Below are 19,921 nucleotides of genomic sequence, written 5' to 3'. Positions count from 1 at the left end.
GGCCCGGTTTGACCCTCCGGAACCGGCCCCGTAACCTAGACCGTCGGCGTGTCTCAGTGAACGCCGCGCTCCTGAGCACCTTCCTCACGTTCCGTACGCGCAAGCGTCGTGCGAGAGAGGCCGCTCGTCCAATCCGGATCGGTGCGGTTCCGCCTTCTTGGCGGGGCTTGCCTGAGCGGCTGGCTTCAGGAGCATCCGTCCCGAGTGAGAGAGAGATCCGCGTGTACGCCATCGTGCGCAGCGGTGGTCGCCAGCACAAGGTTGCTGTCGGCGACATCGTTGAGGTTGACAAGATTTCCACTGCCAAGGTTGGCGACACGGTCGAGCTCTCGACCCTGCTCGTTGTCGACGGCGACGCCGTGACCAGCGACCCGTGGGTCCTGGCCGGCATCAAGGTCCAGGCCGAGATCGTGGACCACCACAAGGGTGCGAAGATCGACATCCTTCGGTACAAGAACAAGACCGGCTACCGCCGTCGCCAGGGTCACCGCCAGCAGTACACGGCGATCAAGGTCACCGGTATCCCCGCGGCTGCGAAGTAAGAGGGACTGAGACATGGCACACAAGAAGGGCGCATCGTCCACCCGGAACGGGCGCGACTCCAATGCCCAGCGGCTCGGCGTGAAGCGCTTCGGCGGTCAGGTCGTTTCCGCTGGTGAGATCCTCGTCCGCCAGCGCGGCACCCACTTCCACCCGGGTTCGGGTGTCGGTCGTGGTGGCGACGACACGCTGTTCGCGCTGCTGGCCGGTTCGGTCCAGTTCGGCACGCACCGTGGCCGCAAGGTCGTCAACATCGTTCCGGCCGCCTGATCCAGCTTCGGCTGATCGAGCGTTCGTAACTTCCCGAGGGCGGATCTCAGCTCTTTCCGGCGCAAGCCGGGAAGAGAGGTCCGCCCTCGGCGCGTTGTCATACAGACCACGTTTTAATGGGCAGCAAGGCCTGCCCGGGACATTCCCGTATGTATCTGGAGGAACACCCATGACCACCTTCGTGGACCGCGTCGAGCTGCACGTCGCCGCGGGTAACGGGGGCCACGGCTGCGCCTCCGTTCACCGGGAGAAGTTCAAGCCGCTCGGCGGCCCCGACGGCGGAAACGGCGGCCGTGGCGGCGACGTCATCCTGGTGGTGGAGCAGGCGATCACCACCCTGCTGGACTACCACCACAGCCCCCACCGCAAGGCCACCAACGGCCAGCCCGGCGCGGGCGACAACCGCTCCGGCAAGGACGGTACGGACCTGATCCTGCCCGTCCCGGACGGCACCGTCGTCCTCGACAAGCAGGGCAACGTCCTCGCCGACCTCGTCGGCCAGGGCACCACCTACGTGGCCGCCGAGGGCGGCCGCGGCGGCCTCGGCAATGCCGCGCTCTCCTCCGCCCGCCGCAAGGCGCCCGGCTTCGCGCTCCTCGGCGTCCCCGGCACCACCGGCGAGATCGTCCTGGAGCTCAAGACCGTCGCCGACGTGGCGCTGGTCGGCTTCCCGAGCGCCGGCAAGTCCTCGCTGATCTCGGTGCTGTCCTCCGCCAAGCCGAAGATCGCGGACTACCCCTTCACCACCCTCGTCCCGAACCTGGGCGTCGTCACGGCCGGCTCGACCGTCTACACGATCGCCGACGTCCCGGGCCTGATCCCGGGCGCCAGCCAGGGCAAGGGCCTCGGCCTGGAGTTCCTGCGTCACGTCGAGCGCTGCTCGGTGCTGGTGCACGTGCTGGACACCGCCACGCTGGAGTCCGACCGCGACCCGCTCGCCGACCTCGACGCCATCGAGAACGAGCTCAAGCTCTACGGCGGCGGCCTGGAGAAGCGCCCGCGCCTCGTCGTCCTGAACAAGGTCGACATCCCGGACGGCCAGGAGCTCGCCGACATGGTCCGCCCCGACCTGGAGGCCCGCGGCTACAAGGTCTTCGAGGTCTCCGCGGTCGCCCGTACGGGCCTCAAGGAGCTGTCCTACTTCCTCGCCGAGGGCATCGCCAAGGCCCGTGCCCGCAAGCCGAAGGAGGAGGCGACCCGCATCGTCATCCGCCCGAAGGCCGTGGACGACTCCGGCTTCACCATCACCTACGACGAGGTCGAGGACGTCTACAACGTCCGCGGCGAGAAGCCCGAGCGCTGGGTCCGCCAGACCGACTTCAACAACGACGAGGCCGTGGGCTACCTCGCCGACCGCCTCAACCGCCTCGGTGTCGAGGAGGCGCTGAAGAAGGCGGGCGCCCGCGCCGGTGACGGCGTCGCGATCGGCTCCGACGAGAACTCGGTCGTCTTCGACTGGGAGCCGACCATGATGGCCGGCGCCGAGATGCTGGGCCGCCGCGGCGAGGACCACCGTCTGGAGGCTCCGCGCCCGGCCACCACGCGCCGCAAGGATAAGGAAGCCAAGCGCGGGGACTCGGCGCAGCAGGAGTACGACGAATTCCGGCCGTTCTGACCCCCTCCCGAGGGACTTGTGCCCGGAAGGTTTGAAGGCGCCTTTATGTCGGTCGCCTAGGATCTTCCGGGTGAACAGCAGCAACCTCCCCACGGTTTCCGTCGTGGTCATCGCGTACAACGACGCCGGGCTCGTGGGCGAGGCCGTTTCCTCGGCCCTCGCCCAGGGCCCGGTGGTCGCCGAGGTCATCGCGGTGAACGACGCCTCGTCCGACGGCACCGCGCGGGTGCTGGACGAACTGGCGGCCGTACACCCCCGCCTCAAGGTCGTGCACCGGACGGAGAACAGCGGGGGGTGCGGTACCCCGCGCAACGACGGGATCGCGGCCGCTTCCGGCCGGTACGTCCTCTTCCTCGACAGCGACGACATCCTGCCGCCCGGGGCCGCCGACGCCCTGGTGCGCACCGCCGAGGAGCACCATGCCCCGGTCACCGTCGGCGCGGCGGTACGGCGGGAGCTGCCCCAGCACCACGACGTCCCGTGGATGCCCGGACTGCACACACCGGGCGAGGTGATCGAGCGGCCGGTGGACCGGCCCGGGCTCGTCCGCGACACGCTCTGCGTCAACAAGCTGTACGAGCGCGCCTTCCTCCGGGAACACGGCCTGCGCTTCCCCGACGGCCGGTTCATCTACGAGGACTTCGTCTTCACCGCCCGCGTGCTCGCCGCGGCCCCCCGCATCGCCGTCACCGGCGACCTCGTCTACGTCTGGCACGTGCGCCGCAGCGCCGCCCAGGTGTCGATCTCCCTGGACCGCAAGGACGTCGGGAACTGGCGCTCCCGCATCGAGGCCCACCGCACTGCCGCCCGGATCCTCGCCGAGGCCTCCCCGGTGCTGGGCAGCGCCTGCCGGGTGAAGTTCCTGGAGTACGACCTGCGCATGTACCTGCGCGAGCTCGGCCGGGACCCCGAGTACCAGGCCGCCTGGTGGACCCTGACCCGCGAGTACGTCGAGACTTTCCCCGAGGCCGACATCGAGTCCGCCGCGGCCCACGCCCGCTGGATCGTCTCCGTGCTGCGCGCCACCGCGACCCCGCCCGCCGACGTCGAGCGGCTCACCCGGCTGGCCGCCGAACCGCCGCGGCTGCTGCCCCCGTACGCGACCGGTCCGACCGGAGTTCCGGTGTGGAGCGAGGAGCTCCCGGTCGAGCTGGCGGGTCTGCCCGTGCTGCCGGTCGGCGAGCTGCCCGTCACCGTCGACGCCGAACCGGCCGGCCGCGCCGCCGTCCGGATCCACCTGCACGATCTGTACGGACGCCTCGCCGAGGCCGGGCCCGTCACCGCGCAGCTGAGCTTCCTGCCCCGTGCGGGCGGCGAGGCGGTCCTCGCGCAGCCGGTGGAGCTGCACCCCGACCGCAGAGGCGGCTGGATCGCCGTCCTGCCGTTCCGCCTCGCCGACCTGGCCGTCACGGGCCGCCGCCAGGGGCTGCGCAGGATGCAGGCCTGGAATGTCGGGGTGGGCGTGCGGTGTGCCGACGGGAGCTCGGTGTTCACCTCCTTGCGCCCCCGGGGCGGACTGCTTCGCCGTCGGGCCCTGCCCAGCAGCCGGTACGGTGTTCTGCTGGCGCAGCCCTACCGGACGGGGGCCGGCGCCCTCGCGCTGCGCCTCGCGCCCGGCGCCGAGGGCGCGCTGTACCTCGTACGCAACCGCCTCCACCGGGCCCGGGCGGGCCGTGGGGCGGGCTGAGGCCCCGTAGCCGGGCCCCGGCCGCATACCTGCACAACGCCGCGCTCTTCATCCCGAAGTCGGACAGCACCAAGGAGACACACATGACGTTTCTGATCACCGGTGGCGCCGGATACATCGGCGCGCACGTCGTCCGCGCGATGCGGCTCGCGGGGGAGGAGGTCGTGGTCTTCGACGACCTCTCCACGGGTGACGAGAACCGCGTACCGGAGGGCGTCCCGCTGGTGGTCGGCTCCGTCCTCGACCGGCTGGTCGTGGAGGAGGTCATCCGCAAGCACAAGATCACCGGCGTGGTGCACCTGGCGGGCAAGAAGCAGGTCGGCGAGTCCGTCGAGAAGCCGATGTACTACTACCACGAGAACGTGCAGGGCCTTGCCGTCCTGCTCCAGGCCGTGGCCGACGCGGGCATCCGCAACTTCCTCTTCTCCTCCTCCGCCTCCGTCTACGGCATGCCCGACGTGGACCTGGTCACCGAGGACACCCCGTGCAGGCCGCTGAGCCCCTACGGCGAGACCAAGCTGGCCGGAGAGTGGCTGGTGCGCGCCGCGGGCCGGGCGCACGGCATCTCCACCGCCTGCCTGCGCTACTTCAACGTGGCGGGCGCCGCGTCCCCCGAGCTCGCCGACACCGGCGTCTTCAACCTGGTCCCGATGGTCTTCGAGCGCTACGACGCCGGCCAGGGCGCCAAGATCTTCGGTGACGACTACCCGACCCCGGACGGCACCTGCATCCGCGACTACATCCACGTCGAGGACCTCGCGGAGGCCCACGTGGCGGCCGCCCGCAAGCTCGCCGAGTGGGCCGCGGCCGGCGACTACAAGGACCTCACGGTCAACATCGGGCGCGGCGAGGGCGTCTCCGTCGCCGAAATGGTCGAGCTCCTGAACAAGAACACCGGGCACGACATCGCCCCCGTGATCAGCCCGCGCCGCCCCGGCGACCCGGCGAAGGTCGTGGCCTCGGCCGACAAGATCACAGGGGAGCTGGGCTGGAAGGCCCGGCACGACGTCCGTGAGATGGTCACCTCCGCCTGGGCGGGCTGGGAGGCCAACAAGGTGGCTCGCAAGGACGCCCACCGGGACGTCCACAAGGCCTGACCGGCCGGGAACGAACCGCGTGTGCCATAGGTGAAGCAGCCCGCCCCGGGAGTATCCGGGGCGGGCTGCTTCACCTGTGTGCCGTGGAGGGTGCGGTCAGCGCTCCAGGAAGGAGAACAGCTCTTCCCACCGGTCGGTGATCTCGGGGCTGGAGTAACGCTGCACCGCGTGGAAGGCGTTGTCCCCGAGCCGGTCGCGCAGCTCACGGTCGGAGATCAGCTCGCGCAGGTGCCCGGCCAGCTCCATCGTGTTGCCCAGCCGGGCCAGCAGCCCGTCCTCGCCGTGCTCGACGATCTCCCGTACGCCCGGCGCGCAGTCGAAGGCGGCCGCCGGCACGCCCGCCGCCATCGCTTCCAGCAGTGTGATCGGGAAGCCCTCGGCGCGTGAGGCCTGGGCGAAGACCGAGGCTCCGCGCAGGGCGCCCAGCACGTCGTCGGTGCTTCCCATCCACGCCACGGAGTCGTCCAGGCCCAGCGAGGTGCAGTGCGCCTTCAGCGTTGCCTCCTCCGCGCCCGCCCCGTAGATCCGCAGGGTCCAGTCGGGGTGGTGCGGCGCGACGTCCGCCCAGGTGTCGAGCAGCAGGTCGACGCCCTTCTCGAAGGCGAGGCGGCCGACGCACGCCACGACCTTCTCCGTGCGCGGCGCGGGGGAGCCGGGCATGAAGGGCAGCGGGTTCGGCATGCTCCCCACGTTCTCCATGCCCGCCCGGATCCACAGGTCCGCGTCCTCGGCGGTGAGCACCAGCAGCCGGTCGACCTGCGGGTAGAAGCGGCGGACCCGCTCCCCGCGGGTGGACTTCTGGCTGGCCTCGAACGACTCGTGGCTCATCCCGATGACGGTGAGCCCCTTGGTGTCGGCGAGCGCCACCCACTCCATCGCCCAGACCTGGGTGACGATGACGACACCGCCCGGGCGGGCTGCCCGCAGCAGCTCGCTCAGCTGCTCGGCCTTGACCCGCATCTGCGCCCGCCGGGCCGCCTGGCGGCGCCGCTCGGGCGCGTTCAGCCGGCCCTTGATCCCGCGCAGCCGACGGGCCGACGGCGGGTGCGCGTCGTAGAGGGTGGTCGTCTCGTACGGCAGGCCCTGCGGCAGCTTCTGCCGGATGTCGTCGGCGACCGGGGCGATGCCCACGATGTGCACCCGGTGGCCGCGGTCGGTGAACTGCCGGGCCATCTGGTGCGACCAGGTGGTCACGCCACCGATCTCGTCGACGTTGTTGGAGACGATGAAGATGTCACGGCCGCCCGGGGTGGCGGTCTGCTGGCTCACTTGCCGCTCCTGGTGAAGAACTTCTCTACGATCTGGCGGGCCGCGTCCCCGCGGTCGTACTCGCCGAACTCGGCGAGGAACCGCTGCCGCGCCTGGGCGTACTTGACGTCCGCCTCCTCGAAGGCGGCGAGCGCCTGCAGCAGTTCGTCCGCCGTGGCCACCACCGGGCCCGGGGCCTTCTCCTTCAGGTCGAAGTACGTGCCGCGGATGTCCGTGGCGTACTTCTCGTAGTCGTACGCGAAGAACAGCATCGGCCGGTCCAGGACCGCGTAGTCGAACATCACGGACGAGTAGTCGGTGATCAGACCGTCGGCGAGGGCCAGCAGCGGGGTGATGTCGTGGTGCCGGGACACGTCGATGACGCGGCCCTCGACGGACGGCGGCAGCGAGACGCTGTTGAGGTAGTGGGTCCGCACCAGCAGCGTGAAGCGGTCGCCGAGCCGGTCCGCGAACTCCTCCACGTCGAAGGGGAAGGTGAAGCCCTCCACCGCGCCGTCCGCGCCCGCCCGGAAGGTCGGCGCGTAGAGCAGCACCTTCTTGTCCGGGTCGATGCCGAGCTCGCCCGCGAGGGGCCCGCGTACCCGCTCACCGCTGTGCGACTCGGTCCGGTGCGCCTCGACGAGGGCGTCGTTGCGCGGGTAGCCCGTGCGCAGCAGCACCTCGTCACGCAGCCGGAAGCCCTTGGCGAGGGTGCGGGTGTCGTGCTCGGAGCGGATCAGGAAGTGGTCGAAGCGGTCGACGGCCGCCTGGAAGCGGGCCTGGCCGGCCCGGCCCTGCGCCTTGGTCCGGGGCTCGTGGAAGCCCATCCGCTTGAGCGCCGAGCCGTGCCAGGTCTGGATGTACGTGGTCCCCGGGCGCTTGGCCAGCGCCAGCGGGAAGCCCTGGTTGTCGACCCAGTACTCGGCCTGGGCGAGGGCGCGCAGGTACTGCCAGCTCCACCGCTTGACCAGGGTGGCCTCCTTGGGGAAGCCGGTGGGCTTGGCGCCCGCGTACGACCAGATCGCCTCGAACGGCGCGCCCTGGCGGACCAGCTCCTCGTAGATCGCCTTGGGGCTGTCGCTGTACTGCTTGCCCATGTGGCTCTCGAAGACGACCGTGCCCTTCTTGATCGGCAGCTTCGAGAAGACCTCGTGGTAGATCTTCACCTTCTGCTCGCCGGAGCCCATGTTGCGGCGGGCCCGCAGTGCCTTGCGCAGGCCCCGCTTGACCACGCCGGCCGCCTTGCCCTGTATGGCGTTGTTGATCAGCGACTGGGTGCGGACGGCGGCGGCGCCCTCGGCGCTCAACACGTAGCTGAGGTTGCCCTTCTTGGTCATCTCCGGCCCGAAGCGGTCGGAGACCAGCCGGGTCAGGCGCGGGCGCACGCGCAGCCGGGCCGCCGACTCCAGGTCGACCCCGCCGATCGCGACACGGGTGGTGATCCGTTCGCCGCCCGCGGTCAGCTTGAGGCGCACGTCCCAGACGGCGTCGATGATGCCGAGCGGGCGGACCGTGCTCGCGACGTCGGCGGTGCCGGTCCACTCGATCGTGTCACCGGCGTGGCGGACGGTTTCCACCGGGAAGCTGAAGGAGCGCACGCCGATCTGCCGGCGGGCCCGGAATTCGAGCGTGGCCTTCAGATCCGCGTCGGCCGGGATGCGGCCCAGCGGGTTCACGACGGAGCCGGACATGGTGACCGTGCCGCGGCCGTCGTCCTCGTAGGAGGCGAGCCGGTTGCCCAGGGTGAGGGAGGTGAGCGGCGTGGTGTGGAAGGCCTGCTCGGTGACGTCCAGTATCCGGCGGGCCTCGGCGCCGTCGGGACCGTCGATGTGCTGCGCACACCAGTAGACGCGGCCGTCACGCTCGGCGAGCGGGGAGGTGAGCCGGCCCTTGTTGGTCATGGCGTCGGCGGCCGGGAGCAGATTGTCCCAGTCCTCCTTGCCCAGCAGGTAGGCGCAGATCGCCTGGAGGTAGGTGACGTTCTCGTACGCGGCCGGGTCGATCCCCGCGAGGTAGCCGTTGGCGAGGCGGGCGAACTCCTGGCGGTACTCGTCGCTCAGGAGCGGCAGGTCGCGCAGGTGCAGCACGAGGTCGTGCTTGAGGAACTTGGCGTCCTTCGCGGACTTGATGTCCGTGTGGCCCTTTTCGGCCAGCAGGCGGTCGACGCGGCGGTGGATCTCCATCCGGTGGACGAAGTTCGCGATCTCGTGGCGCCGGTTGCTGATCGACAGGGCCGCGGCCTTCTCGACCACGTTCCAGAAGTAGACGTGGTTCGGGATCAGCGTGATGCGGCGGGCGGCGACATAGGCCTGCGCGGAGAACAGCAGGTCCTCGTAGTGGATGCCGACCGGGAACTCCAGGCCCTGCTCCAGCAGGAACTCGCGCCGGTAGCACTTGTTCGTGGAGAGGGTGTCGTAGACCAGCAGGTCGGGGTACTCGGTGATCGATTCCAGGGTGCGGGTGCGCGAGTAGATCCAGGGGTACCACTCGGTGGTCTTGCCCCACCGGTTGTCGAGGTGCACGCGTACGCACATGCCCGAGACCAGGTCGGATCCGGTCCGCTCGGCGGCGGCCAGCATGTTCCGGCAGGCGTTCCGCTCCAGCACGTCGTCGCTGTCGAGGAACATCACATACGTTCCGGTGGCCTGCCGGATGCCGTGGTTGCGCGGCGCACCGCAGCCGCCGCTGTTCTCCGGCAGCTGGAAGGCGCGCACTCTCCCCGGGTGCGCGGACTCCAGTTCCTGGGCGACCGCGTACGAGCGGTCCTTGCTGCAGTCGTCGACGATCACGACTTCGACGCTGTGCAGGGTCTGGTCCAGAACCGACCGGACTGCTGTCGGCAGACGCTCTGCGTCGTTGTAGACGATGACGACCACGGAGACGTCGGGCACGTGCACCTCGATCCCTTCGTTTCGATACGTTCAGCTGATTCCGCTTATCTCGTCCACGCTACCGTGTGCCGCCCTCGACTCCCGCAGCCCGACTCCCGTCCGACCCTCGCCGTGCATACTTCTAAGGAAGCGGTGAGAGGCGGGTCCGGCCGCCGACAATCACCCGTTCGGATCCAGCAGGAAGTGTTCATGACGAAGCTGTCCGTAGTTGTCCCCTGCTTCAACGAAGAAGCCGTCATCGACAGCTTCGACGTGGAGATCCGAAGGGTTCTGGACGCCCTCCCCGTCGAGTACGAGGTCTGTTACGTCGACGACGGAAGCCGCGACGGCACCCTCGACAAGCTCCGGAAGATCGCCGCCGAGCACGGCGACCAGACCCGGTACGTCTCCTTCAGCCGGAACTTCGGCAAGGAGGCGGGCATGCTCGCGGGCCTGCGCGAGGCCACGGGCGACGCCGTAGTGATCATGGATGCGGACCTCCAGCACCCGCCGGAGCTCATCGCGACCATGCTGGAGCACTACCGGCAGGGACACGACCAGATCATCGCCCGCCGGACGCGCGAGGGCGACAAGAAGCTCCGCTCCGCCCTCAGCAGCCTCTACTACCGGGGCGTCAACCGCTGGGTCGACGTGGAGCTCACCGACGGCGTCGGCGACTTCCGCATGCTCTCGCGCCCGGCCGTGGACGCACTGCTGTCGCTGCCGGAGTACAACCGCTTCTCCAAGGGACTGTTCTCCTGGATCGGCTTCGACACCGTCCACTTCGACTACCGCAACGCGCAGCGCGAGGCCGGCGAGACGAAGTGGAAGTTCGGAGCCCTGCTGAACTACGGCATGGACGGCCTGATCTCCTTCAACAACAAGCCGCTGCGGATCGGGATCTGGTTCGGCGTGTCGCTGGTCGCCCTGACCGGCCTGTACGCCCTGTGGATCACGATCATGGCGATCACCAACGGCGTGGAGTCCCCGGGGTACGTCACCCTCGTGGCGATCATCACCGGTCTCGGCGGCGTACAGTTGATCATGCTGGGCCTGATCGGCGAGTACATCGGCCGCATCTACTACGAGGCCAAGCGCAGGCCGCACTTCCTGGTGAAGGAATCGCACGGAGCACAGCCGCTCCCGCGGACCGATGACCGGCCGGCGGCCCCGGTCGCAGAGCCTACGATCGTGGAGCGCAGCGCCCGATGAGCCGCAAGGACCAGCTCGGCCAGGTGTTCCGATTCGCCCTCGTGGGCGGGGTCAACACCGGCACCTTCTTCGTCATCTACCTGCTCCTGCACCCGTGGATGCCGTACTTCGCCGCCTACTCGCTCGCCTTCGTACTGGCGATGGTCGGCTCGTTCTTCATGAACACCTACTTCACCTACCGGACCCGGCCGACCTGGAAGAAGTTCCTCCTCTTCCCGCTGACGAACATCACCAACTTCGTCATCCAGTCCGTCGGCCTCTACGCGCTGGTGACCTGGGCCGGGATGGACACCCGGATCGCCCCGCTGGTCGCGGCGGTCGTGGCGATCCCGTTCACCTTCCTGCTCTCCCGCAAGATCCTCGTCCCGGGGGCCGCCCGGGCCGAGGAGGCCGCTCCCGTGGAGGCGGGGTCCTCGTCCAGGGTCTGAAACCCCCGAGCAGCCCCGCGCGCCCACCCCGTAGATTGAGACGGCAGGCATCTCGGCAACAGGCATTTCGGCAAGGGGCAAGGGGACAGACGTGTCAGCGGCTAGGCAAGGTGTCGTGGACGCCCGCAGGATCGTAGTCAAGGTCGGCTCCTCCTCCCTGACCACCGCGGCCGGCGGACTCGACGCCGACCGGGTGGACGCGCTCGTCGACGTCCTCGCCAAGGCCCGCAGCGGAGGCGAGAAGGAGATCGTCCTCGTCTCCAGCGGAGCCATCGCCGCCGGGCTCTCCCCGCTCGGCCTGCGCCGCCGGCCCAAGGACCTGGCCCGGCAGCAGGCCGCCGCGAGCGTCGGCCAGGGCCTGCTCGTCGCCCGCTACACCGCCTCCTTCGCCCGGTACGGGGTCCGCGTCGGCCAGGTGCTCCTCACCACCGACGACACCAGCCGCCGCGCCCACTACCGCAACGCCTACCGCACCCTCGACCAGCTGCTCGCCATGGGCGCCCTCCCCGTCGTCAACGAGAACGACACCGTCGCCACGGACGAGATCCGCTTCGGCGACAACGACCGGCTGGCGGCCCTCGTCGCCCACCTCGTCCGCGCCGACCTCCTCGTCCTCCTCTCGGACGTGGACGGCCTCTACGACGGCGACCCGTCCCAGCCCGGCACCACGCGCATCGAAGAGGTCCGCGGGCCCGAGGACATCGCGCACGTCTCCATCGGCAGCGCCGGCAAGGCGGGCGTGGGCACCGGCGGCATGGTCACCAAGGTCGAGGCGGCCCGGATCGCGGCGGCCGCCGGGATCCCCGTGGTGCTGACCTCCGCGAGCCAGGCCGCCGACGCCCTCGCCGGACGGGGGACGGGCACGCTGTTCCACGCCACCGGGCGCCGCTCGGCGGACCGGCTGCTCTGGCTCCAGCACGCGTCGACCCCGCAGGGGCACCTGGTCCTGGACGACGGCGCCGTCCGCGCGGTCACCGAGCGCGGCAGCTCGCTGCTGCCCGCCGGGATCGCGGCGGTCGAGGGCGACTTCGTCGCCGGGGACCCGGTGGAACTGCGCGCCGCGGACGGCCGAGCCGTGGCCCGGGGCCTGGTCAACTTCGACGCCAAGGAGCTCCCGCAGCTCCTCGGCCGCTCCACTCGCGAGCTCGCGCGGGAACTCGGACCCGCGTACGAGCGGGAGGTCGTCCACCGGGACGATCTGGTCCTGCTGGAGGGCTGAGGTTCGGTAAAAGCGGAGCGCGGCGGCCCGGGGACTGGTCAACTGTGAGGGGCGGGCGGACCCGCGTGGCGGAGACAGGAGGCGGCTGGTGAGACGAGCGCTGACCAGCGTCGGCACAGGGGACGGCGGCGGCGGTGGCGGCGAGGAGCAGGATCACGCATCGCGCCTGTGGCACGTGACCCTGAGCGTCTCCGGCAAGCCGGCCCCGCTGTCCGAGGTCCGGCGCGGGCTGGAGCAACTGGCCCACGACCATCCCTTCCTGCTGACCAGCCGGTACGCCGACGACCACGCGGAGATCCGTTACTGGGAAGAGGCCCGGGACCTCCACGACGCGGCGGCCGTCGCCCTTCGCCTGTGGGGCGAACACCGCTCCTCGGCGAAGCTCCCGCCCTGGGAGATCGTCGGCCTGGAGGTCATCGACCGCGCCACCTACCACCAGCGTGTGGCGGAGGGCTACGGCCCACCCCCGGCCCACCCGGTAGGCGTCCACCCGTACTAGCCCCAGCCCCTCCGGCACCGTCCGGACCATTCAGCCGCTCCGGGACCGTCCAGCCCCTCCGGCGCTTGAGGACCGGGGTCCGGGCAGAGCCCGGGAAACGGCGAAAGGGCGGGGCGGGGAGAAGACCCCGCGCAGCGGCCCCGCAGACGGCCGGCGCCCGCCGTCTCGCGGGGTGGAACCCCAGCGGCGGGGTACCGGCGGGGGATTACCCTGGGCGGCATGACCTCGCTCGATGCCGCCACCGCCACCTCGCCCGTCCTCGCCACCGCGCAGCGGTCCCGCACCGCCGCCGCGGCCATCGCCCCACTCCCGCGGTCCGCCAAGGACACCGCCCTGCTGGCGATCGCGGACGCGCTGGAGGCCCGTACGGCCGAGATCATCGCCGCCAACGCCGTGGACACGGACAAGGCCCGTGCCGCCGGCACCAGTGAGACCGTCATCGACCGCCTCACCCTCACCGCCGAGCGGGTCGCCGCCATCGCCTCCGACGTCCGCGACGTCGCCGCCCTCCCCGACCCCGTCGGCGAGGTCGTCCGCGGCAGCACCCTCCCCAACGGCATCGACCTCCGGCAGATCCGCGTCCCGCTCGGCGTCGTCGGCATCATCTACGAGGCCCGCCCCAACGTCACCGTCGACGCCGCCGCCCTCTGTCTCAAGTCCGGCAACGCGGTCCTCCTGCGCGGCAGTTCCTCCGCCTACTCCTCCAACACCGCGCTCGTCGCCATCCTGCGGGACGCCGTCGAGAGCGCCGGCCTGCCCGCCGACGCGATCCAGCTCGTCCCCGGCGAGTCCCGCGACTCCGTCCGTGAGCTGATGCGCGCCCGCGGCCTCGTCGACGTGCTCATCCCGCGCGGCGGCGCCTCCCTCATCAAGACCGTGGTCGAGGAGTCCACCGTCCCGGTCATCGAGACCGGTACCGGCAACTGCCACGTCTACGTCGACGCCCAGGCCGACCTGGACATGGCGGTGGACATCCTCATCAACTCCAAGGCCCAGCGGCCCTCCGTCTGCAACTCCGCCGAGACCCTCCTCGTCCACCGCGACATCGCCGACGCCTTCCTGCCGCGCGCCCTCGACGCGCTCGCCGACGCCGACGTCACCGTGCACGGCGACGCCCGGGTCCTCGCCGCCGCCGAAGGCGGCAAGGTCACCGCCCTGCCCGCCACGGACGAGGACTGGGCCGCCGAGTACCTCTCCTACGACATCGCCGCCGGAGTCGTGGACTCCCTCGACGACGCCGTCACCCACATCCGCCGCTGGACCTCCGGCCACACCGAGGCGATCGTCACCACCTCGCAGGCCGCCGCGCGCCGCTTCACCCAGCTGGTCGACTCGACCACCGTCGCCGTGAATGCATCCACTCGGTTCACGGACGGTGGCCAGTTCGGCTTCGGTGCGGAGATCGGTATCTCCACCCAGAAGCTGCACGCCAGGGGCCCGATGGGGCTTCCCGAGCTGACCTCCACCAAGTACATCGTCACCGGCGACGGTCACGTTCGGTAGTCAAGCTCTGAGCGCGGTGTGGCCGGATTTCGGCGTACACCCTGCCCAAGGAGGCCCCCCAGGTCTAGGCTGGCCCCGTGCCGGACGACGTGGGGGGCAAGCCGTTCCCGGACGACGGGGAGCCCGACGACGACCGCGGAGGCGCGGAGTACGACTTCGCCTCCGTGGTGTTCGACGAGGACTTCGTCCGGAACGCCGAGATCCGTGAACCGAGCGCCGCCGAGCGCCAGCGGGCGGCCGACCGAGCGCGCGCGGAGGCCGAAGCCGCCCGTGCCGTGGCCGGCGGCTGGACGGGCGACGACGACTACGACAGCTACGGATACGGTCACCCCGACGGGTACGACGACGACCACGGCTGGGACCACGACGGCGGCCACGGATACCCCTACGGCCCGTACGGGGCCTACGGCGGCAGCCTGCGTCCCTACCGCGGACGCGCACCGTGGCTGCGCCCCGTCGCCTGGGTGCTCGCCTTCGTGATGGGCCTCGGCATGGTCGCGCTCGCCTTCAGCGCCGTGTACCGCAGTGCCTCGGGTGAGGCTGACCCCGCTCCGGCGCCCGCCAGCACCCCCAGGGGTGAAGTCACCGGCGTCGGTGCGTTTACGTACCCCTCCGTTCGCCAACCCTGAAGGTACGACCCCACTCGCGTACGCCGGAGCCGGGGGCTTCTCTGAAGCGGGGACAGCGGGGAGAAGCGATGGCCGTGCCAGGAGATCCACCCAACAGCACCCCCGAGGGCATGGGCGGGGGCGACGACGACTTCCGGTCGGACGAGTACCGGTCCGTGGTGTTCGACGAGGACTTCGTCCGGGCTGCCCGGCTCCAGGAGTACTCCGCTCAGGAACGCATGGGCGAACACGCCCGCGCGGTGCGCAGCCGGTCCATCTGGTCCGGCAGCGGCCCCGCGTCCCGGACCAGCACTCCCGGCCGGGGCGCACGGCAGGGCATGCTGCTCGTGCTGCTCATCGCCACGGCCTTCGCCTTCGCCGTCTACATGGGGCTGCGCAACCCCTACGTGCCCCCGTCCGGGGGACCCGCCCAGGCGCTCAGCAGCACCGTGGTCCCGCTCGCGCCGACCGCCCACGTGTCCGGCGGGCGCCCCGCCGAGCTGTACGCGAAGAGCCCCGCCGCCGACTACCGGGTCGGAGCGGCCGGCATCACCCTGCCCGCCGTGCGCCGCACGCACCACTTCACCGACGCCCAGGTCGTCGCCGCGCTGTCCATCGCCAAGGACTACCTGGTGCAGTCCTCGCTGGACCCCGACATCCTCGCCGGAGCGGCCTCCCGCCCGGTGCGCGTCCTGCTCGACCCCGACCAGCTGGCGCAGTTCGACCGCAGCATGACCTCGCCCTCCGGCGACGGCCGCCACGCGGCCACCGGCTGGCTGGTCCGCTTCGACCAGGCCGCCGTCGTGGCCGACTCCCGGGTCCGGGTGAGCGGCACGCTCGCCTTCGAGGAGGTGGCCCCCGACATGCTGGAGGTCACCACCGACCACACCTTCGTCTACGCCGTACGGCCCGCCACCGGATCCCCGGCCGCGGCGGACGGCGCCTCGCTCTTCACCGTCCGGCGCGAGCTGCGGCTGCGCTTCGACCGGGAGGACCTGACGGCCCGGCGGCTGGAGCTGGCCTCGGCCTATGTGATGGCCGGGCCGCAGGACTGCTCCGCAGACCCGGCCGGAGCCTTCCGCCCGCTCCTGGCCGGAGCCGGCCCGACCACGGTGGGCCCGGCCGCGAGCGACCCGTACGCCGGTGGCCGGCCGCGGCGCGCGGCCGGGCTGTGCGGAGTCCTGGCCTCGCCGACGACCCCGGCCGTCACCTCGCCCGCGACACCGCCCCCGCCGCCGCAGGCCGTTCCCGTCAGCCCTGCTCCGTAGCCCCGCCCTTGTCCTGCGGCGCGGTGCCGGCTCCGGCGCCCGTGAACTTGTCGCGGAGCTTGCCGCCCAGGTCGCCCGCGCCGCCCGCGATGTCGCCCACCAGCTTCAGCAGCGGGTCCTTGCTGGTGCGCACCGAGTCGGCGTAGTGCGCGGCGGACTGCCGGAAGGAGTCGGCCACCGAGGTGTCCTTGTCCTCGTCCCGCCGCGGGTAGTGGCCGTCCATGATCCGCTGGTGGTCGCGGCTCTCCGCCCACTTCTTCAGCTCGGCCGCCCGCACCGTGGTGAAGGGGTGCGTCCGGGGCAGCAGATTCAGGATCTTCAGCACGGAGTCGCGCAGATCGCCGCTCGACTCGTACTCCTCGGCCTGGGCCAGGAAGGCGTCCACGTTCATCTCGTGGAGGTGATTGCCGCCCGCGATCTTCATCAGCCCCCGCATCGAGGCCTGCACGTCCTGCCCCACCAGCAGCCCGGCCCGGTCGGCCGAGAGCTCCGACTTGCGGAACCACTCCCGCAGCGCGGTCACGATCGTCATGATCGCCACATTGCCCAGCGGGATCCACGCGATCTTCAGCGCCAGGTTGGTCAGGAACAGCAGGACCGTGCGGTAGACGGCGTGCCCCGACAGCGCGTGGCCCACCTCGTGGCCCACCACCGCACGCATCTCCTCCTCGTCGAGCAGCTCGACGAGGCCCGTGGTCACCACGATGATCGGCTCGTCCAGCCCGATGCACATGGCGTTGGGGTTCGCGTCCTGCTGCACGTACATCTGCGGGACCTTCTCCAGGTCCAGGATGTAACAGGCGTCGCGCAGCATCGCGTGCAGGTGCGGGAACTGCGTCTCGCCCACCCGCACCGACTCCGACAGGAACAGCAGCCTCAGGCTCCGCTCCGGAAGCAGCGCGCTCAGCGCCTTGAACACCGTGTCGAAGCCGCTCAGCTTGCGCAGCGCCACGAGCGCGGAGCGGTCCGCCGGATGCTCGTACGCCCGCGACGAGATGCCGGGGAACCGCCTTCGGTCCCGCGCCGGTGTCTTCTCGAACCCTGTTTCCGTCATAGCGCCCTCCCCTGGATGAACCTGCTCGTCCCTGCGTCTATCCTCTCCAACGCCTGAGTCGGCGTGAGCGTGCCCCAGGCCCCCGCATACGATGTGAGCGAAGTCTCCGCCCGCTCCCCGACTCGATAGGTATCTGCCTGATGAGCCTCTCCACCACCGCCCACAACCTGGTCGTCCTCGCCTCGGAGGGGGCCGAGCAGCACGGCGGCAACCACGACAGCCTGAACCCGTACCTGACCGGCGGCGGTGCCTTCCTGATCCTGATGCTGATGCTCTGGGTCACCACGCGCCTGAACCGCGACCGCTGAACCCGCTGAACCCGCCGAGAACGCCGCGTCCCCCGGGCCAGTAGGCTCTGCGCTCATGGGAGAGCAGGAGATGCCTACCGGTCCGGTCAAGCGCCGGCTCGGAGTGATGGGCGGGACATTCGACCCGATCCATCACGGACACCTGGTGGCCGCCAGCGAGGTGGCCGCCCTTTTCCACCTCGACGAGGTGATGTTCGTGCCGACCGGCGAGCCGTGGCAGAAGTCGCAGCGGGCCGTGTCGCCGGCCGAGGACCGCTACCTGATGACGGTCATCGCCACCGCCTCGAACCCGCAGTTCTCGGTGAGCCGCATCGACATCGACCGCGGCGGGCCGACGTACACCATCGACACCCTGCGGGACCTGAAGGCGCAGAACGACGATGCCGACCTGTTCTTCATCACCGGTGCCGACGCGCTCGCACAGATCCTGACCTGGCGTAACGCCGAAGAGCTCTTCTCGCTCTCCCACTTCATCGGAGTCACCCGGCCGGGCCACGTGCTCACCGACGACGGGCTCCCGGAGGGCGGCGTCTCCCTGGTGGAGGTGCCCGCGCTGGCGATCTCGTCCACCGACTGCCGTGCGAGGGTGGCCCAGGGGGATCCTGTCTGGTACCTGGTGCCCGACGGTGTCGTGCGATACATCGACAAGCGTGAGCTGTACCGGGGAGCCTGAGCTTCCGGAGAGAGGGGCCCCGCGGTGAACGACCGACAGGATCCGTACGACCCGTATGCCGCCCAGGAGCAGCAGCTCGTCGGTTACGACGCGTACGGGCGGCCGGTGTACGGCCAGGTGCCCGCGCAGCCCGCCCAGCCCGCCCCGCAGCAGTACGGGCAGCAGTACGAGCAGCAGCAGTACGGCTACGACTACCAGGGCTACGGCCAGCAGCAGCCGCAACAGCAGCAGTACTACCCGCAGCAGCCGGCCGCCCAGGGGCACGGGCAGCAGGAGTACACCCAGGCGCCCGCCTACGGGTACGACACGCAGCAGACCCAGCAGTGGATCCCGCAGCAGACCGCACCGGAGCCCCCGGCCCCCGCCGAGCGGCCGGCCACCCAGGTCCCCGAGCCGCGCCGGCCGGACGCCGATGAGGGCGGTGCGCGGGGCGACGAGCGCGACCGCGGGCGCGACGGCGAGCCGCAGGCGGACCGGGACTACCGCACCGAGATGTTCGCCTTCATCGACCAGCCGGACGAGGACTCCGAGGACGTCATCGACTGGCTCAAATTCACCGAGAGCCGCACCGAACGCCGCGAGGAGGCCCGCCGCCGCGGCCGCAACCGGGTGGTGGCGCTGATCGTCGTCCTCGCCCTGTTCGCCGTCGGCGGCCTCGGCTACCTCTGGTACGCGGGCAAGCTGCCCTTCCTCGACGGCCCCGGCGAGAAGAAGACCGGCGCGACCGCCGACGCCGGCGCGCAGAAGCGGGACATCATCGTCGTCCACCTGCACAACACCAAGAAGGGCGGCACCTCCTCGGCGCTGCTCGTCGACAACGTCACCACCAAGAAGGGTGCCACCGTCCTGCTGCCGAACGCCCTGGCCGTCACCGGCCAGGACGGGACGCCGACGGGGCTCGGCAAGTCCGTCGAGGAAGGCGGTCTCGGCACCCGCGAGGCCCTCGACTCCGTGCTGGGCACCCGCATCGGCGGCACCTGGCGCCTGGACACCCCCTTCCTGGAGAACCTGGTCGAGCTGGTCGGCGGCATCGAGGTCGACACCGACACCGCGGTCCCGGCCGACGACGCGGCCAAGACCCCGGCCGTGGCCCAGGGCCAGAAGCAGAGCCTGAGCGGCCCGATGGCCGTGGCGTACGCCACGTTCCGCGGGCAGGGTGAACCGGAGGCCAAGCAGCTGGAACGCGTGGGCAAGGTGCTGCAGGCGGTGCTGCGCAAGGTTCCGAGCGACCCGAAGGCGGCGGCCGTGACCGTCGACAGCATCGGCCAGATCCTCGATCCGGCCCTGAACGCGCAGACCCTCGGGGCCCTGCTGTCCCGGCTCGGCGCGCACGCCAAGGTGGGCGCGTACCGCACGGACGTCCTCGCGGTGAAGGCGGACGGCACGCTCACGGACGACGCGAACAAGTCGGTCGTCAAGGAGGTGCTGGGCGGCTCCGGCGCCGCGGCGCAGCCCGGTGCGGCCCCGCGTGTCGGCCTCAAGGACGCCACCGGCGACGAGAAGCTGCAGGTCGCGGCGAAGGCGACGCTGATGAACGGCGGCTACGCCTTCGTCGACGGCGGCAAGGCCGACAAGACGGCGGCCACCTCGCAGATCACCTACCAGGACGACGCGCAGCGGGACCGCGCGATCGAGGTCGCCAAGACGCTGGGACTGCCCGAGACGGCCGTGAAGAAGGCCGAGAACGCGGTGAACGCGGAGATCGTGGTGATCCTGGGCAAGGACTACAAGGCGTCCTGACCAGGCTCCGGAGCGGCCCCGAGGGAGGCTTTCGCCCGCGCGCGACGCTGCGCGCGGGCGGTGTCGGCGGTACATGAGACCC

18 protein-coding genes are annotated in these 19,921 nt (G+C 70.9%); 15 read left to right on the top strand and 3 right to left on the bottom strand.

All coding sequences use genetic code 11. From position 1 onward, the window contains the following. Window positions 1–221 precede the first annotated feature (221 nt). The 5 genes from rplU to galE all read left to right on the top strand — a co-directional run bounded on the left by rplU (window position 222) and on the right by galE (window position 5,209). Window positions 222–542 (top strand): 50S ribosomal protein L21, encoded by a 321-nt coding sequence (gene rplU, locus ACFY04_RS03405; RefSeq protein ID WP_008738952.1) that lies wholly within the window; start codon window positions 222–224, stop codon window positions 540–542. Between the two features lie 13 nt (window positions 543–555). Next, window positions 556–810, top strand: coding sequence for a 50S ribosomal protein L27 (rpmA, locus tag ACFY04_RS03400; RefSeq protein ID WP_112446573.1), 255 nt, complete (start codon window positions 556–558; stop codon window positions 808–810). A gap of 169 nt (window positions 811–979) precedes the next feature. Next, the gene (obgE, locus tag ACFY04_RS03395) at window positions 980–2,425 is read left to right on the top strand and encodes a GTPase ObgE (protein ID WP_389113989.1); all 1,446 of its coding nucleotides are present in this window, start codon (window positions 980–982) and stop codon (window positions 2,423–2,425) included. Between the two features lie 70 nt (window positions 2,426–2,495). Next, entirely contained in the window at window positions 2,496–4,112 is a 1,617-nt protein-coding gene (locus tag ACFY04_RS03390; protein ID WP_389113988.1) for a glycosyltransferase family 2 protein, read from the top strand. Between the two features lie 83 nt (window positions 4,113–4,195). After that, window positions 4,196–5,209: a UDP-glucose 4-epimerase GalE gene (gene galE, locus ACFY04_RS03385; RefSeq protein ID WP_389113987.1), complete on the top strand. Its 1,014-nt coding sequence runs from the start codon at window positions 4,196–4,198 to the stop codon at window positions 5,207–5,209. A gap of 96 nt (window positions 5,210–5,305) precedes the next feature. Here the strand turns inward: galE and ACFY04_RS03380 are convergent, their stop codons facing one another. Beyond that, window positions 5,306–6,478 carry a glycosyltransferase gene (locus tag ACFY04_RS03380; protein WP_389113986.1) on the bottom strand — a complete coding sequence of 391 codons (1,173 nt, stop codon included), beginning with the start codon at window positions 6,476–6,478 and terminating at the stop codon, window positions 5,306–5,308. After that, on the bottom strand, window positions 6,475–9,354 hold the full coding sequence (locus tag ACFY04_RS03375; protein WP_389113985.1) for a CDP-glycerol glycerophosphotransferase family protein: 2,880 nt from the start codon (window positions 9,352–9,354) through the stop codon (window positions 6,475–6,477). Before ACFY04_RS03375 ends, ACFY04_RS03380 begins: the two co-directional genes overlap by 4 nt. 183 nt (window positions 9,355–9,537) lie before the next feature. On the opposite strand from ACFY04_RS03375, the gene ACFY04_RS03370 reads away from it, so the two are divergent. The 7 genes from ACFY04_RS03370 to ACFY04_RS03340 all read left to right on the top strand — a co-directional run bounded on the left by ACFY04_RS03370 (window position 9,538) and on the right by ACFY04_RS03340 (window position 16,064). Next, complete coding sequence (locus tag ACFY04_RS03370; protein ID WP_037711621.1) at window positions 9,538–10,539, top strand: glycosyltransferase family 2 protein; 1,002 nt, start codon at window positions 9,538–9,540, stop codon at window positions 10,537–10,539. Beyond that, window positions 10,536–10,967 carry a GtrA family protein gene (locus ACFY04_RS03365; RefSeq protein WP_314244809.1) on the top strand — a complete coding sequence of 144 codons (432 nt, stop codon included), beginning with the start codon at window positions 10,536–10,538 and terminating at the stop codon, window positions 10,965–10,967. The genes ACFY04_RS03370 and ACFY04_RS03365 overlap by 4 nt, the downstream gene beginning before the upstream one ends. A gap of 91 nt (window positions 10,968–11,058) precedes the next feature. Further along, window positions 11,059–12,186 (top strand): glutamate 5-kinase, encoded by a 1,128-nt coding sequence (gene proB, locus ACFY04_RS03360; RefSeq protein ID WP_189964274.1) that lies wholly within the window; start codon window positions 11,059–11,061, stop codon window positions 12,184–12,186. Window positions 12,187–12,220: 34 nt separating this feature from the next. Then, window positions 12,221–12,685 (top strand): hypothetical protein, encoded by a 465-nt coding sequence (locus tag ACFY04_RS03355; protein ID WP_389114279.1) that lies wholly within the window; start codon window positions 12,221–12,223, stop codon window positions 12,683–12,685. Window positions 12,686–12,904: 219 nt separating this feature from the next. Continuing rightward, window positions 12,905–14,188, top strand: coding sequence for a glutamate-5-semialdehyde dehydrogenase (locus ACFY04_RS03350; RefSeq protein ID WP_389113984.1), 1,284 nt, complete (start codon window positions 12,905–12,907; stop codon window positions 14,186–14,188). Window positions 14,189–14,265: 77 nt separating this feature from the next. Beyond that, on the top strand, window positions 14,266–14,817 hold the full coding sequence (locus tag ACFY04_RS03345) for a hypothetical protein (RefSeq protein ID WP_314244815.1): 552 nt from the start codon (window positions 14,266–14,268) through the stop codon (window positions 14,815–14,817). A gap of 68 nt (window positions 14,818–14,885) precedes the next feature. Beyond that, a complete protein-coding gene (locus tag ACFY04_RS03340; protein WP_389113983.1) occupies window positions 14,886–16,064 on the top strand; it encodes a hypothetical protein in 1,179 nt (392 codons plus the stop codon). On the opposite strand, the gene ACFY04_RS03335 is transcribed toward ACFY04_RS03340, so the two are convergent. After that, the gene (locus ACFY04_RS03335) at window positions 16,048–17,118 is read right to left on the bottom strand and encodes a M48 family metallopeptidase (protein WP_389113982.1); all 1,071 of its coding nucleotides are present in this window, start codon (window positions 17,116–17,118) and stop codon (window positions 16,048–16,050) included. The two genes, ACFY04_RS03340 and ACFY04_RS03335, sit on opposite strands and share 17 nt — an antisense overlap. 140 nt (window positions 17,119–17,258) lie before the next feature. Between ACFY04_RS03335 and ACFY04_RS03330 the strand changes: the two genes are divergently transcribed. The 3 genes from ACFY04_RS03330 to ACFY04_RS03320 are packed head-to-tail and all read left to right on the top strand — an operon-like array spanning window position 17,259 to window position 19,839. Then, window positions 17,259–17,426 carry a hypothetical protein gene (locus ACFY04_RS03330; protein ID WP_314244820.1) on the top strand — a complete coding sequence of 56 codons (168 nt, stop codon included), beginning with the start codon at window positions 17,259–17,261 and terminating at the stop codon, window positions 17,424–17,426. A gap of 55 nt (window positions 17,427–17,481) precedes the next feature. Continuing rightward, window positions 17,482–18,099: a nicotinate-nucleotide adenylyltransferase gene (nadD, locus tag ACFY04_RS03325; protein WP_030008626.1), complete on the top strand. Its 618-nt coding sequence runs from the start codon at window positions 17,482–17,484 to the stop codon at window positions 18,097–18,099. A 24-nt stretch (window positions 18,100–18,123) separates the two neighbouring features. After that, on the top strand, window positions 18,124–19,839 hold the full coding sequence (locus ACFY04_RS03320) for an LCP family protein (protein ID WP_389113981.1): 1,716 nt from the start codon (window positions 18,124–18,126) through the stop codon (window positions 19,837–19,839). Window positions 19,840–19,921: the final 82 nt, after the last annotated feature.

The sequence above is a fragment of the Streptomyces sp. NPDC001549 genome (assembly GCF_042894025.1).
Lineage (GTDB): Bacteria > Actinomycetota > Actinomycetes > Streptomycetales > Streptomycetaceae > Streptomyces > Streptomyces kutzneri.
Note: the sequence above shows the minus strand (reverse complement) of the source record. Positions and strands in the feature narration are given on the sequence as shown.